At 36.1% G+C, this 15851-nt stretch carries 9 protein-coding genes; 7 read left to right on the top strand and 2 right to left on the bottom strand.

What is annotated here, in order from left to right:
- Window positions 1-96: 96 nt before the first annotated feature.
- Complete coding sequence (locus tag NV377_RS09635) at window positions 97-1287, bottom strand: NAD(P)/FAD-dependent oxidoreductase (protein ID WP_258200984.1); 1191 nt, start codon at window positions 1285-1287, stop codon at window positions 97-99.
- A 36-nt stretch (window positions 1288-1323) separates the two neighbouring features.
- Window positions 1324-1755 (bottom strand): helical membrane plugin domain-containing protein, encoded by a 432-nt coding sequence (locus tag NV377_RS09630; RefSeq protein WP_258200983.1) that lies wholly within the window; start codon window positions 1753-1755, stop codon window positions 1324-1326.
- A gap of 741 nt (window positions 1756-2496) precedes the next feature.
- Between NV377_RS09630 and NV377_RS09625 the strand changes: the two genes are divergently transcribed.
- The 7 genes from NV377_RS09625 to NV377_RS09595 all read left to right on the top strand — a co-directional run bounded on the left by NV377_RS09625 (window position 2497) and on the right by NV377_RS09595 (window position 15790).
- On the top strand, window positions 2497-5271 hold the full coding sequence (locus NV377_RS09625; RefSeq protein WP_258200982.1) for a right-handed parallel beta-helix repeat-containing protein: 2775 nt from the start codon (window positions 2497-2499) through the stop codon (window positions 5269-5271).
- A 358-nt stretch (window positions 5272-5629) separates the two neighbouring features.
- The gene (locus NV377_RS09620) at window positions 5630-7810 is read left to right on the top strand and encodes an NAD-dependent epimerase/dehydratase family protein (RefSeq protein WP_258200981.1); all 2181 of its coding nucleotides are present in this window, start codon (window positions 5630-5632) and stop codon (window positions 7808-7810) included.
- Window positions 7811-7815: 5 nt separating this feature from the next.
- Window positions 7816-8709: a hypothetical protein gene (locus tag NV377_RS09615; protein WP_258200980.1), complete on the top strand. Its 894-nt coding sequence runs from the start codon at window positions 7816-7818 to the stop codon at window positions 8707-8709.
- A gap of 1 nt (window position 8710) precedes the next feature.
- Window positions 8711-10555, top strand: a complete 1845-nt coding sequence (locus NV377_RS09610; RefSeq protein WP_258200979.1) for a DUF2194 domain-containing protein — start codon at window positions 8711-8713, stop codon at window positions 10553-10555.
- Between the two features lie 5 nt (window positions 10556-10560).
- Window positions 10561-12018, top strand: a complete 1458-nt coding sequence (gene pelF, locus NV377_RS09605) for a GT4 family glycosyltransferase PelF (RefSeq protein ID WP_258200978.1) — start codon at window positions 10561-10563, stop codon at window positions 12016-12018.
- Entirely contained in the window at window positions 11978-15079 is a 3102-nt protein-coding gene (gene pelG, locus NV377_RS09600) for an exopolysaccharide Pel transporter PelG (RefSeq protein ID WP_258200977.1), read from the top strand. Before pelF ends, pelG begins: the two co-directional genes overlap by 41 nt.
- Window positions 15080-15790 carry a polyphosphate polymerase domain-containing protein gene (locus NV377_RS09595; RefSeq protein WP_258200976.1) on the top strand — a complete coding sequence of 237 codons (711 nt, stop codon included), beginning with the start codon at window positions 15080-15082 and terminating at the stop codon, window positions 15788-15790.
- Window positions 15791-15851: the final 61 nt, after the last annotated feature.

The raw sequence follows: 15851 nt of genomic DNA, 5'->3' as shown, positions 1-15851 counted from the left end.
TAATGAATGATTAGGTTAAGAGAATAATATGAAATAATAAAAATGAAACAACAAAAAGACCGCCTTATTAATAAGGCGGTCAGTTTAATATGAATATTACAGCTTAGTATGAGCTGCTGTACGAATAGATTTGATGTGAGAAAGGTAACGGATGTTACTTGCTTCTTTCATCAATGTTGCAGAGATACCTTTAAGTGCTGTTTTACTAGCACCAACTGTTGCTACAGCGTCTCTACGGCCAAGTGATGCAAGTGTACCTGAATCAACTGGGCTAAATTCGTCCATAGCTTTATCGTTGAAGTAAGCATATAGATTGAAACCTACAAGCTCACCCATTTGCCAAGCATTTTGTGCAGTTGGAGCGTAAGGACGTCCGCCTTCAGCTGGGAAAGCAAGCGCAGAGTCACCAACTACGAATACATCTTTGTGTGATTTAGATTGAAGGAATTCGTTAACAGCAGCTTTACCACGGTCACATTCAAGACCAGAATCAGCTACGATTGGAAGAGCAGCTACGCCACCAGTCCATACGAAAGTATTAGCCTCAATTGTTTCACCAGTTTTAAGTTCGATTTTATTACCAACAACACCAGTAACAGGAACGCCAGTAATAAAGTCAACACCACGTCTAGCCAAGCTTTCAGTAGCGCGCTCGATCAAATGGTCAGGAAGAACTGGAAGGATTTTCGGTCCAGCTTCGATCAATTTGATTTTAAGATCTTTGAAGTTTACGCCGTATTTTTTAGCGATTTTAGGGAAATTATCAACGATTTCACCAACAAGCTCCACACCTGTTAGACCGCCACCACCGATAACGATTGTAGCATCAGCTTGGTTTCTGTTTTTAGCATAAGCTTTAATACGGTCTTCGATATGTTTGTTGATGTGATTTGCTTCATCAACAGACTTAAGAACCATACTGTTTTCTTCAAGACCAGGGATCCCGAAGTAACCAGTTTGGCTGCCAAGACTTACTACTAAAGCATCATAAGAAAGAGTTGTACCATCAGAAAGTTTAATTTCTTTGTTTTCTACAGAGAAAGATTCAACTTTTGAAATTTTCAAATTAACATCAAGACCTTCGAAAATTTTCTTTAAAGGAATAGCAACCGCTTCTTCGTTTAAAGTACCACCAGCTAGGCGGTGTAATTCTGTAATAATTTGATGAGTTGCGAATTGGTTGATTACCGTTACTTTTGCTTGACTTTTGTCCATGTATTTACGAACAGTTTGAGCAGTAAGTACGCCACCGTATCCTGCACCCAAAATGACAATGTGTTTAGACATAGCTAGTCCTCCGTCCATTACTTTAGATTGATTCAATTATTTTTTGTTCGAACGCTCGTTACTTACTTCAAGGTATGCATTAACAAAACGGAACATTTTTTGTGCTTGAGGATCTTTAAGCATTTTCATCAGACCGAAAATACCGATCACTTCTTGACTTGTTGCAGCACGATCTTTAGCTTCGATGGCATTTAGAGCAACACCACGTACGCCTTCAATTACTGGACCAACGATTTCTGTTGTTGCACTAACGATGTCATTTCTGAAAACTTCATCAGTAGCCAAAGTTTTAGTAACATCGTAAGACTTTGTTAAACAAGTAACCAATTCAGTTAATTTCGGCAATTGCTCCACTAATGTAGATAGTGATGCTTGTACTTCCGGCTGCAACAATTGCTCAAGTAGAGCTTGCTGTTGTTGACTCGGAGTTACCGCTTCAGCTTGCGCTTGTGTGTTTGTTTCTGACATATCCAGGTCTCCTTTGAATAAAACTACTTTTTGCCGATTATTAATCGTCATAAAGCTATTCCAGATTTCTTGTTTTAATTATACTACGGGAGCAGATGAAAGTATTGTGATAAATTTCACCTAACTCGAAAGTATTTGACATGATTGCTATTTATAAGCAATCTAACAGATCCTAACTTTGCTCACACGAAATTAGCAAATGCGAAAATTGCAATTGCCTGCGACGAAAAATGAGTGAAAATAGAATCGAAATCCAAAAGGGCTTAAGTTGTTATATTTATTATAGCCTAATATCTTCAAATCGTCTCTATTCTAACATAATATTTCTCGTTATTGCTTGAAATACAATTAAACTGTTCTAAAAATATTCAAAATTTAATAAAATAACCAGTATTGTGTAAAATGTGACTTTTGGCATGTCTAAATTCGTTGAAAAAAGTAATATTTTAGAGTTTGTCTTGAACTTACATATAGCATGTACAAAAGCATTGTTTCTTATCAATTTTGTTAATAAGAAAAATCTACTTAAATGATAAATAACGTATATAAATAATTAGAAGATGTGGTAATATAAAGTAAATAAGGCTAAAGTATCAATTTTCTCTGTGTTATACGTTTGTCCATTTTCATACTATGTTCTAGATGTTAGACTCAGAATATGATATGGAAACTCTTGTAGACAATGGTTGTAACGATTGTTTTACAGAGTCAAATCAAATGCGGAGGGGGCTGTTCTTTGCTATGAATACCAACGACAAACACTTAAAGATTACCAAAAGAGTAAAGATCAGTTTTATTGCTATGCTTAGTGTTATGATTCTATTCTCATATTTACCGATAGGGGCTAGCTTAAGTGATCATTTTCCCGGGAAAGTATTTTATGTATCAACAAGCGGATCTGATAAAAACGCTGGGACTATAGATGCTCCATGGCGTACAATCCAGTATGCAGCAAATACGATGAAAGCAGGTGAGACTGTACTTGTACGAGGTGGTAAATATGAAGAAGCCATTACCATCACGAGTTCTGGTTCAGCAAGTGCCGGTCACATCACATTTCAAGCATATCCAGGAGAGCAACCGGTTATTGATGTTTCTAAAGTAGCGAAAGTTGAACAAATCGTTCAATTAATCGGTGCACATTATATTGTTTTTGATGGATTTGAATTAACTGGACTTACCGCAGATAGCTCATCGAAGTATTTGGCAGGTATTAAAGTAACGAAGAGCGGTTCCAATCTTTATATCTTGAATAATAACGTACACAATATCGCGAACTATAGTGCTAAAGGCAATGCGAACGGCATTATTGTATACGGTAACGGAACACAAGCGATGACGGATATTACGATTTCAGGAAATGTGCTCCACGATCTAACACTTGGCTCAAGTGAAACATTAACCGTTGTTGGTAATGTGGACGGATTTATCATATCGAACAATATCATTTACGATGTTAATAATATTGGGATCGATGTAGCCGGACATTATAATACTTGTTCAGCCCCTTGTATTGATCAGGCGAGAAATGGAATGGTAATAGATAATAAAGTATCTAACGTCGACACGATTACGAATCCAGCCTATGGTGGATCACGTAATGCTGCTGCTATCTATGTAGATGGTGGTACAAATACTATTATCGAGCGTAATGAAGTAACGGGCAGTAACTTTGGAATTGAAATTGCAAGTGAGAAGCTGAATAAAACAACAAGCAATATTGTCGTTAGAAATAACTACATTCACCATAATCAAAAAGCTGGGCTAATTATGGGTGGTTCTTCGACAAGTAACGGTTCTGCAACAAATAATATCGTCATGAATAATACTTTCTATAATAACAATAGTTTGTTTGATGGTTATGGAGAAATAACATTCCAGTTTGCAGTGAAAAATAATGGATTTTTTAATAATGTATTTTATACCAATACTCAAACACCATTCTTTTACGATAGTAATACAGGAAATAACGGAAATATGGTTGATTACAATATGTATTACGTAGATGGAAAAATATCTTCACATTGGAGAGTTAGCGGAACTCGTTATGATTCATTTGCAACGTATGTTGCTTTAAGTAAACGTGATGGACATTCTATATATGCTGATCCATTATTTATTGATGCTGAGAACGGAGACATTTCGTTACAAGCTGATTCTCCAGCAATCGATATGGGAAGCGTTGCTTATGGCAATGGTGGTGAACTAGACTATACATCTCAAGAGCGGATCGTTGGCTCAACGATAGATCTAGGTGCTATAGAATATATGGAACAATTTGAAAATATCCCAGAAGTAACACCAGCTCCAAGTGATGACGTTGTTGTTCCGCCAATAGTAGTTATACCTCCGGTTGAAGTAATACCAACGCCAGATATTCCTGTAGATGTGCCTGAAACTGGCTCTTCGGATGTTAACATTACTATCGATGGATTATCTGAAGATTGGAACTCTATAACTGAAATTGCTAACAGTTCGTCAAATGTGAAAGAGCTTAAAGGTGTAATTGCTAATGAGATGCTTTATATATTAGTAACAGGCAGTTTATTGAGTGAAAAAGGTCAATTATATATTGATACTGGCTCAAGCAGTGGATCAGCCTTTGCTATATCGAATTGGTCAAATAGTAATGCTTCATACTTGTTGGAAAATGGTCTGCTCTATCAATACACTGGGTCTGGAAAAGACTGGAGCTGGAGCGAGGTAACGTCTTACACCAAAGAAAATATAGCTATTTATTCTTCAGCAGTTGAATTTGTCATACCGCTGTCCATACTGAATGCTGAAAATAGTCAGTCTATTAATGTAGGATATATGTGGAATGATTCCAAAGGCGACTCATTACCATTAGGTGGTGCGATGGCTAAGGTATCACTAGCTACAACACCAACACCGACACCAACACCGACACCAACGCCAACGCCGACACCAACGCCGACACCAACACCAACACCAACACCAACACCAACGCCGACACCAACACCGACGCCGACACCGACACCGACGCCAACACCAACACCAACACCAACACCAACACCAGGTGTTAGTATTAAAGTTGATGGTAAGGTAACTGATTGGAGCTCCATCTCTGCTTCAGCAACAAGTTCTGGTAATGTGAAAAGTGTGAAATTGACTAATGATAGTAATAATTTATATGTATTAATAGAAGGATCGAAACTTAGCGTGAAAGATCAGATTTATTTCAACAGTGATAACAACGCCAAAACTGGATATTTATCATCCAATTGGACGACAGCGGGTATAGATTATTTGCTGGAGGACGGTAAACTATATTCTTACTCAGGTAATGGTAAAACATGGTCGTTCTCCAAAATAAGCACGTTATCCCAATCAGATGGATACTTTACTTCAGCTTCAATTATTGAAATAGCTATTCCACTTAATTCATTAGGAGTTACAGCAAAACAAACGATTAAATTGGGAGTGTTACTGGACGATAGTAGCTCGAAAAAACTTCCTTCAACAGGCGATATGATCAGTTACACCATACAATAAGACAGCAAGCCTACTTCATGTACAACACCCTAGAATTTACTGACCAGAACACAGTTGGTCTATTTCTAGGGTGTTTTTGTGGAGATTATTAATGTAGGAAGTTATATTGTCACTGCTAATGGTTTGATTAATAAGGTAAGGAGATAGATGTTGGTATGAATCATAATGTACATATTTAACAGCAATAAAAAGCATAATCTTCAGTAAGAACTTTTTACCATAAATTTATACAAGGTTGAATAGAATGGTGGTACATACATATTGATTTTAAAGCATAGTTTTAGATGATACCAAGAAAATTGGGATCATAACATCTTTGTTCAGTCATTCATTATCAAATGTTGGAAGTGGTGATGATATGAAAGTGTTAATAACAGGTGGATATGGCTTCATTGGTTCTCATGTAGCTGATCGCTTTCACAAAGAAGGATATGAAGTTTTTATTATTGATGATTTGTCGACTGGACGCGAAGATAACGTTCAATTCAAACATAAAGGGTATCATCTTTCAATTGAGGATGCGAAATGTGAAGAGATTTTCCGTGCCTATCGATTCGATGTCGTTGTAAATCTAGCTGCACAAGTCAGTGTGAAAAAATCGTTAGTAGATCCACAATTAGATACTGAAACTAATATACTAGGATTCGTTAATATGTTAGATCTGTCTGCTAAACACGGTGTTAAGCGATTTATTTATGCTTCATCGGCAGCAGTGTACGGTATCGATCAAGATCCACCTTATTCAGAAGATAGCATTTGTAATCCAATCTCTCCATATGGATTAAGTAAACTTTCCAATGAAATGTATAGTGAGAAGTGGAATCAATTATATGATCTATCAACAATAGGTTTCCGGTTTTCAAATGTATATGGTCCAAGACAAAATAATAAAGGTGAAGGTGGCGTAGTTTCGATTTTTGTTAATTCGTTATTACGTAATGAATCGTTAACGATTTACGGCGATGGAAAGCAAACGAGAGATTTTATCTATGTAGAAGATATCGTTGATGGAATCTACCGAAGTGTAAATAGTACTGCAGTAGGCATTTATAATTTGTCTGCGAACGAAGCGACATCTGTTAATGAACTTGTAGAGAAACTATCAGAATTTAACCAAGATATTGAAGTGAAGTATGAAGGTAAACGGCTAGGTGATATAGCTCATTCCGTACTAGATAATACGAAAGTCATGCGAGAGCTAGATTGGGCACCATTATACACATTACAACAAGGGTTAGAACGAACAGTAATTTATTTCTCTAACCATCAAGCTAAAGCAGAAATTGCATCTACAGCTACAACTAATGCTGCAAGTGGATTTTCATTACAACATTATCTAAAGAAATTATTGCCTACTTTTGAGAATTTACTTGCATTCGCACTTACAGCTTGGTTAACGCTTAACGTCGTGCATAGTTCCTATGGCGTCATAGATGTAAAAATTTTTTACATAACAATTATCGGAATACTATACGGTAACAAGCAAGCAGTTTTATCAGTCGCACTATCTATCGGATTGTATTCATATCAGAAGATGGCGGACGGTCGTGATTTTATTTCTTTAGCATACGATACCGATTTCTTCTTCCAAATTGCGATATACATTTTCATTGGTCTTGTTGTTGGTTACTCTATCGAACGTAAAAATGCAAGGATTCAGCAGCAGGAACAGAAAATAGCGGAAGTATCTGAACGGTATGAGTTTCTTGATAATGTCTATAACGAAGTTCGTGAAGTGAAGGATGAGTTACAACTTCGTATTCTTAATTCTGGAGATAGCTACGGAAAAATCTATCATGCTACGAAAGAACTAGAAAGTTTAGAACCTGAGCTTGTTTTCAATTCTGCAGTAAATGTCGTGAAGTCAATTCTGCGAGTAAATAAAGTTACTATTTACACGGTCAACAAACATCAAAGCTATTTGCGGTTGTTAGCGAGTTCCGGTTACGGCCAAGATCAATTAGCGAAGTCATTAAAGGTTGAGGATTCTCCTCATCTAGCTAAACTGTTAGAAAATGGCCAGATGTATGTCAATAAAGAACTAGATACACAATCTCCATTAATGATGGCACCAATATTCCACAAAGATCGGATTGCAGCAGTCATTACAATAGATGGGATGAATTTTGAAAGTTTCTCCCTATATCATCAAAATTTGTTCCAGATTACTGTGAATTTAATTTCTTCTGCACTTAGTAAGGCGTTCACATTTATTGATGCGACAGAAAATCGTAGATATGTTCCGGGAACTCAGATCTTGCAGCAAGAAATATTCCAAGAAATTTTATTATCTAAAACAGATATTAGGCAACAACATCAAGTGCCTTACTTATTGCTTAACTGTGGTTTGAATAACATTTCATTGCATGAGGCATCACTGTTCATTTCACCACTTTTGCGTGAAACGGATTATCTAGGAATGAATAATAAACAACAGCTACAAGTATTACTATCCAACACAAGTGAGCATGATGCAGAACGGGTATTGCAACGTTTATCTCATCCTACAATTACTTTCACAGCTGTAAATGAGGAGTGATAACTGTGTACATTGCATATTATGGAATTTATCTAGTGGTTTCTTTTGTACTGATCGTATTTCTAAATGTTAAGTCAATCCGAAATATTACAACTAAATTTGTTATCGTTGCTCTACTACCTGGTGTAGCGTGGTTATTACCGATTATGTGGCCTAATGCCTTTATTCGTAATTCAGGTAAAGAGTTCTCGGACTATGTGTTTCGCCAGCAACAGGAACATACGATTAAACGCATTGGAATTTACAAGCAACTTGAAAAGAAGAAAGAGCTTAATGTTATCCCAATTGAGGATGCGCTCGTAGTAAGTCAACATCATGATCGTCGTCAAGTGATGATCGATGTATTGAAGCAAGATGCGATTAACTATATTGAAATATTACAACAAGCAGTTAGTAATGAAGATACTGAAACGTCACACTATGCTGTTAGCGCCATTATGGAGGTAAAACGAAAGTTACTTCTTTCACTAGAAGAGCTATCTGTAAAGTACGAGAACGACTTCTCGGACAAAACAATTACACTGGCTTATGTAGAAGTTCTGCGTAAGTTTTTGAAAAGTGGATTTCTCGATGTAAGGACGATGCGTAAGTATCAATTTACCTATTTATCAGTAATTCAGAGAGTACTTACGCTTGAGGAAAAAGAAGAATGGTTATATCAAGAAAAAATTGATATGGAGCTGTTATTGGAATTATACGGAGATGCCGAGCAGACAGGTCAACAGTATTTAGAACACTTTCCAGATAGTGAACAGGCTTTCTTATCGCTATTGAAAGTATATTTTTCAACCAAATCAAAAGTAAAGCTCCAGTCGACACTAGAGCAATTGAAAAAAGCACCAGTAAGATTATCTAATCATGCAATCACAATGGTAAGGTTCTGGTCTGAAGGAGCATAGTATGGATAAGGCAATTAAATTTCGGCGTAATGTTTATATTATTCTAATATGTATTCTTTCCTTTGCAATTGTATCGCAAGTTGCACGTTCAAATCTCATTCTGAAAATTAATAACAATCAGCAAATTGTTGAGTCTGAACAATGGCAATCGTTCAGACTTGAAGCAGAGCAGACCATGTTATTAAGCGATAAGGAAAGTAATCAAGAACATCATTGTGTAGTAATTGATTCTAAAGATAGTCAAAGTATCGATCTTCAGAATAATTTATCCGAAGTGTATCGGTATATGAAACAAGCGTATGTGTTGCAAGATGTAGCAACAGAACGTCTAGAGTTATCACAATGTACTGCCGTTTCTGTGACGGCATCGCTTGAAGTATTAGGAGATTATATATTAGCTATCGAGGAGTATGTAGAACAAGGTGGTTACTATTTCCAGATGCGAATTGATAATCCTGATCATGTTATTACACAACTTTATCGTAAGCTTGGTATTGTAAATTATCGCTTTATTGACTCTAACGTTGAAATTCATTTTAAGTTACCACTATTAATCGGACAAACGGGAAAAGAATATGGATCTGAATTTGTCTATAATGATTCACTAATTGTGGAACTAGATGATGATGTTACAGTTTACGCTAGTGGTAAATCAGGAATCCCTATCGTTTGGAGCAATCAATATGGTAGCGGGAAATTTATGGTTTATAACGGAAATAATTTATATGCAAAATCTAATCGAGGCTTAATTGTAGGAGCAATTAGCTTAATGATCCCTGATTACATCTATCCAATATTCAATGAAAAACTATTCTATATTGATGATTTCCCAGCTCCAATCAGTTCGGAAATAAATCAAGATATTTATAAAGAGTATGGGAGAAATCTATCGGCATTTTATCGAGATATTTGGTGGCCGGATATGATAAAAGCTTCAAAAAGATACAATTTGAAATATACAGCAGTAGCCATTGAAGTTTATGAGGATAACGTCATAGCACCGTTTGAGCATGCAGTTAGAGATAATCAAACTAATCTCATCACGTTCGGGCGAGAAATATTGAAAAGTGGCGGTGAAATTGGTATTCATGGATACAATCATCAGCCTCTGCAACAGAGAGAAGACGTAGCAAAATATTATGACTATGTTAGTTGGAAAACGACAGAGGATATGGGGATTGCAACGCAAGAGATGCTTGATTACTTGAAGCGTGCTTTTCCGAATTATACACCGATTAGTTATGTTCCTCCTTCCAATATATTGAGTAATGAGGGAAGGAAAATTCTTAAGCAAACATGGCCTGAGTTGAGAGTTGTTTCAGCTGTATATGATACGGACACACTTAATTTCGCATATGTTCAAGAGTACAAAGTGGCAGAAGATGGTGTTATCGAGATGCCACGTATGACTTCAGGATACTTTGATACGGAATATATGACTTGGCTAGAAGCTAATTCGATGACTTCGTTAGGAGTAATTTCTCACTTTTTACATCCAGATGATTTACTTGAAAGTGATCGAAGTGGTAATAAAAAATGGAGCGAGTTATATGAAGAATTCGAAAAAATGCTAAATCGTATGGAATCAACATATCCATGGACTAGAGCAAATACTTCTGATAATGCTGCACTTGAAATGGGGTACGTATTAAGTAGCCATATAACTAGAGCTAATGACAATAATAAGGTATCTGTAAAAATTGATAATCAACAAGTTACTCAATATTTCATCTTACGTTCGAACAAAAGAATTGGACGGCTCATCGATTGTGATGTACAAAAAATTGATGAAGGCACATATTTGGTAACAACGGATAACGAAGAGTTTTCAATTGAATTAAAGTAGGTGAAATGATGAGGATTTGTATTATTGCTGAAGGCTCGTATCCTTATGTTACGGGCGGCGTTTCAAGTTGGATACATGACATTATTACTAGTATGCCGGAGCATGAATTTGTAATTTTCACGATTGCTGCGCAAGAAAAGCAAAAGGGGAAATTCAAATATACTTTACCTGCTAACGTCGTAGAAGTAAGAGAGACATTCCTTGATACGTATTTGTTGGAGAATGGTAGATGGGGCAAACGATTTAAGTTGAACAAAGAGCAAAAGGATAATTTGAAAAGATTACTCGGAGAACAAGGTGAAATTGATTGGAAAGTTTTATTCTCACTGCTACGTAATACTCAATTTAATCAAGTATCAGATTTTCTTGCGAGTAAAGATTTCTTTGATGTGTTAGAGGAACTTTGTCAGGAACGATATCCGCTCGTGCCATTTACAGAAATGTTCTGGACCGTTCGTTCGATGATTTTACCATTATTTCTTACGATTCGTGAACAACTCCCCCAAGCAGACTTATATCATAGCGCATCGACAGGCTATGCAGGTATTATTGGCGCAGTTGCTAAAGAAGTTTACAAAAAGCCCTTCCTACTAACTGAGCATGGAATATACTCACGTGAACGGGAAGAGGAAATAATTAAAGCTGACTGGGTAAAAGGTTATTTCAAAGATATGTGGATTCAATATTTCTACCGCCTATCTAATTGTTCATATGAGCATGCAGATTGGGTAACGACATTGTTTAGCCGAAATCGGGATATTCAAATTGAAATCGGTTGCGATAGCGATAAGATTGAATTAATACCTAACGGTGTAAATGTACAGAAATACATTGAACTTGATCAGAAAAAACCAGATCATCTCATTTACATTGGTGCGGTCATTCGTGTTGTGCCAATCAAGGATATTAAATCGATGATTCAAAGCTTTGCTCTAATTAAGGAAGAAGTTCCTAATGCTATGTTCTACATCATGGGATCTTTTGAAGAAGATGAAAATTATTATCAAGAATGCTTGCAACTTGTTAACGCATTACAAGTAAAAGACGTAAATTTTACAGGTACAATTCAAACATTAGACTATATCGGCAAAATGGATGTGTTAATGCTAACAAGTATAAGTGAAGGTCAGCCACTTGCGATTTTAGAAGGGATGGCTGCTTCTAAGCCATTTGTTTCTACAAATGTAGGTAGTTGTAAGGAATTGTTAGAAGGCTTGGAAGATAATATCGGCCCTGCAGGTATTGTTACACCAGTTATGCATTATGAATTAATGGCTCAGGCTGTCATTAAGCTTTGCCAGAACGGTAAGTTAAGAAAAGAGATGGGAAGAAACGCGTTGACACGTGTGTCTAAGTATTATCGTCAAGAGGATGTAATTGTGAATTATCGAAGATTATACCTCGAGTTAGGGGGGGATTCCAATGGCAGGGATAGGCTTCGAGCTGAGAAAGCTCTTTCATAAAGAAGGACTCATTAACAATATTAGAGCATATGCGTACTCCTCATTAACGACTGTTGGTCCAATGATATTGTGTATGGCATTAATTATGGTGTTACAGCTACTTATGTCGCGTAATGGTGGAAGCTACTTGGATTGGGAATTGTACATTGCAACGATGTCTTATTGTTTTATTTTTTCGATCGTGGTGACATCCGGAGTGTCTATGACATTAACACGGTATGTGGCAGATATGATGTATCAGAAGAAATACGAACGATTAATGTCCTCATATTATGGGGTATTGTTACTAATGCTTCCGCTTTGTTCGATTATTTCAATCTCATTTTTGTGGGGAGTAGAAGGTGACTTTTTCTACAAATTGGCGGCCTACTTCTGCTTTATGTTTCTCGTCATAATCTGGATACAAGGTGTATACCTATCTGCACTGAAAGACTATATGCGCATTACAAGAAGTTTTATTATCGGCGCAATATTAGCAGTAGCTGTAGGTTGGGTACTATTAAAATTCAGTAGTTTATCTACCGTTATTAGTGCATTAACAGGCATTGATGTTGGTTTCTTTATTATTATTTTATTGTCTTCCATTCACTTTGAACAGAAGTTTCCTCGTGGGTCAGCAGAGTATTACTTTGAATTTCTGCAATATTTTAAGAAATTCGCTTCACTGTTCTTTGCAGGCTGCTTTGTATACTCAGGAGTATATTTACACAATTTCGTATATTGGTTCTCCAATAAAGGTACGGTTATTGCTGATCAATTCCATGTTTACATGTTTTACGATGTGCCGGTCTTTTATGCCTTTCTATCGGTAATGCCTACGTTAGTAACGTTTGTAGTATCAGTAGAAACATCATTTTACGAAAAGTTTAGAGTGTACTATTTGAATGTGCTAGAAGGTGGAACGATTCAAGATATTAAACTCGCTAAAAAGCAAATGCAGAAAACATTAACTCGAGAAATAAGCTTCTTAATGGAAATTCAACTATTGTTTACAGTATTATCTATTGCATTAGGCATAAAGTTTTTACCGTATATTGGCTTTACGATGGAGCAGCTTGATTTATTTATTATATTAGCATTGGCATACTTCTTATTTATTACGGTGTTCGTATTCACTCACGTCCTTATGTACTTTGATGATCGCAAAGGTGTTATGTGGATTGGATTATTATTCTTTGTTCTAAATATAGGTTGTACATATTGGATGATGCAAATCGGTTATGATGGACTTGGCATTTTTATCGCGGCATTCGTTGCCATTATAGCAGTTATTGCTCGACTACTGTATGTTCTACGGAATATTGACTACTACACATTCTGTTCACAGCCAATGAGCCAAATATCAGCTAAAAAGGCACTTTCTATTCAGAAAAAAGGTGGCATTGCCTTATCGGTTATTATGATAGTAGCGATTATGTTAACAGGTTGTTCTGTAACTGATTCCTTAACAGCTAGTAGTGGTAAAACAGTGAATGAGATTATTAATGAAGTAACCATTCCAACGGACTTAAGTACAGAACTAATTGAAGATAAAGGTGTTTATGAGAGGGATGATGATTCATCCCTCAAAACTTTGTATGTCACCGTATTGCCATATAAAGAACATGATGGTTCATTCAATTGGTATGCTATGAATAGACAGACGGACAAAGCAACGGCAAAGGAACTTGATGTCATTGTGCAAGAGGGACGAAGTGATGATAAAGGACCACTTTCAGGGATGTTTGGCTTTGCTGATATGGATTCTAATGCCACGATTGAGCTACGTGGTAATACGACATGGTACCTTGAACAAAAATCGTTCAAAATCAAGTTCAAGTCAGATACTGGTACATATATGGATCAACGTACACTTAATTTGAACAAGCATGTTGATGATTTTTCTCGAATTAGGAATAAGCTTAGTTTTGATTTAATGGAGACTCTACCCGATATGACAAGTTTAAGAACTCAATTTATTCATGTCTATATTAAGGATTTATCCAATAATGAGAAGACTGGACAATATGTTGATTATGGGTTGTTTACTCATATTGAACAACCGAACAAACAGTTTTTGAAAGCTCATTTGCTTGATCCCAATGGGTATTTGTATAAAGCAACTAATTTCGAGTTTTTCTTAAATGAGGAATTGAAAGATATCGATGATGCGAAGTATGATTTGGATGCTTTTAATACAATATTAGAAGTTAAAGGTAGAGAAGAGCATACAAGACTTATTGAAATGCTTACAGATGTTAATGATTTTACAATTCCAATAGACGAAGTGATAGAAAAGCATTTTAATGAAGATAACTTTTTAACATGGACAGCGATGAATTTACTTATGGATAACTTAGATACAATGACGCAAAACTATTATCTTTATTCACCACTTAATTCAACAACATGGTACTTCTTGCCTTGGGATTATGATGATGCTTATCGAAACTTCAATTCTCGGTTGCCATTTCAACAAGGAATAAGTATTTACTGGGGTAATGTCCTAGCTTCACGCTATTTCCGTAGTGAGAAAAATGTGGAGAAATTAACAGAAAAAATGGAAGAGTTATATAACTATATTAATGAAGATAGTATTCAACAGCAAATTGATAAATACTACAATATTGTTTATCCATTTTTACATCGTAATCCTGATAAAAACTTCTTAAGTGATCCAATCGCCTTATATGATCAAGAATTAGAACTGTTAAAAACAACTCCGAAGACCAATCTGGCAAACTATTATGAAGATTTGCAAAAACCGAAGCCGTTCTATCTTAACGAAGTTGAAATCGTAAATAATAAATTGAAATTCTCTTGGGAATTATCATTTGATTTGCAGGATGATGAATTAACCTACTCTATTCAAATTGCCAATGACATGAAATTCACAGAGATTGTGAAAGAAGAAAACATGATTAAAGGAACTACATTTACAATGGAAAAATTATCGCCAGGCAGATATTATTTCAAAGTACTAGTTACTGATTCTCAAGGTAATGTTCAGTATCCTTTTGATTCAATTACTGTTAGCAGTAAAGAATATTACGCGGGTTTAAGAGAATTTGAGGTGAAGTAGATGCGATTAAGAGGACAACGACTTCGTACCGAGCAGAAATACTATTTGCATCTTCATGACTATATTGCCATGCGTAGTCGAATTTCGACCGCATTACAGTTAGACGAGCACTCTATAACGAGTGATGGTTACAACATAAGAAGTTTATATTTTGACGATGCCAAACGGACAGCCATCGAAACGAAAAATGATGGAGTGTTCAAGCGTCAGAAGTTTCGGATTCGTACGTATAATGACTCTGATAGTTATATTTCCATTGAAAGAAAGAGCAAAATAGGAGAATTTGTAGCCAAGGAAGCTGTGCAAATTACTAGGGAGCAATATGATGGAATTATAGATGGTAATTATGAATTTCTTTATCAATCCAAAGAGCCGTTATGCCGTGATTTTTATGTAGCATTACAAACCTATGGCTATCGTCCAACGACTATTGTAGATTATTGGCGCGAAGCATACGTATATAGTTATGGCAATGTGAGGATCACCTTTGATAAGAGACTAGCTGTAGGTTCAAACTCTACTAATCTATTTGAGCCACAGCTTTCTCATGCAGAGGTATTATCACCTGCTGTAACAATTATGGAAGTGAAGTATGATGATGTACTTCCTGATAACATAAGGCAGTTACTTCGTCCTACTAGTCATAATCGTTCAAGCATTTCTAAGTATGTGCTTTGTAGAGAAAAAATGATGCATCTGCATACACAGTAATAATTAGAGTGTGTTGGAACTTGCTACCTTTGAGCAAATGGAATGAAATACAGTTGGGAAA

The sequence above is a fragment of the Paenibacillus endoradicis genome (genome assembly GCF_024721975.1).
Note: the sequence above shows the minus strand (reverse complement) of the source record. Positions and strands in the feature narration are given on the sequence as shown.

Coding starts and splice junctions, on each gene's coding strand:
- NV377_RS09635 (WP_258200984.1), bottom strand. CDS start 1,287: ATGTCTAAACACATTGTCATTTTGGGTGCAGGATACGGTGGCGTACTT.
- NV377_RS09630 (WP_258200983.1), bottom strand. CDS start 1,755: ATGTCAGAAACAAACACACAAGCGCAAGCTGAAGCGGTAACTCCGAGT.
- NV377_RS09625 (WP_258200982.1), top strand. CDS start 2,497: ATGAATACCAACGACAAACACTTAAAGATTACCAAAAGAGTAAAGATC.
- NV377_RS09620 (WP_258200981.1), top strand. CDS start 5,630: ATGAAAGTGTTAATAACAGGTGGATATGGCTTCATTGGTTCTCATGTA.
- NV377_RS09610 (WP_258200979.1), top strand. CDS start 8,711: ATGGATAAGGCAATTAAATTTCGGCGTAATGTTTATATTATTCTAATA.
- pelF (WP_258200978.1), top strand. CDS start 10,561: ATGATGAGGATTTGTATTATTGCTGAAGGCTCGTATCCTTATGTTACG.
- pelG (WP_258200977.1), top strand. CDS start 11,978: ATGGCAGGGATAGGCTTCGAGCTGAGAAAGCTCTTTCATAAAGAAGGA.
- NV377_RS09595 (WP_258200976.1), top strand. CDS start 15,080: ATGCGATTAAGAGGACAACGACTTCGTACCGAGCAGAAATACTATTTG.